1 protein-coding gene is annotated in these 376 nt (G+C 42.8%); it reads left to right on the plus strand.

Translation table 11 applies throughout. The annotated features are described in order from the left end of the window. Positions 1–376: IS5 family transposase (locus NI468_RS16190; RefSeq protein WP_253102648.1), on the plus strand; the 376-nt coding region annotated here is incomplete at both ends.

Below are 376 nucleotides of genomic sequence, written 5' to 3' on the forward strand. Positions count from 1 at the left end.
CCATCAAAAGGCAAACAAGGGCGAAATCAAACCTACTCCGACGCAGCCATCCAATGCTGCTTAATGATTAAATCCTTATTCCGTCTGTCTTTACGTATGGTTACTGGCTTTGTGCAAAGTCTGATTAAACTCTCTGGCTTAAATGGGACGGCCCCAGATTATTCGACCATATGTAGAAGACAAAAGCATATTGATATTGTAATCAGCTACCAAAAAAGTAGAGATGGGCTACATCTACTCATGGACTCTACAGGCATGAAGTTTCTAGGTGAGGTCGAATGGAAGCGCAAGAAACATGGACCTGAATATCGTCGCCAATGGCGTAAACTACATATTGGTATAGATGCCAAAACCCTGCAAATACGAGCAGTTCAGC

Source organism: Acinetobacter lwoffii (genome assembly GCF_024129355.1).
GTDB classification, from domain to species: Bacteria; Pseudomonadota; Gammaproteobacteria; order Pseudomonadales; family Moraxellaceae; genus Acinetobacter; species Acinetobacter lwoffii_I.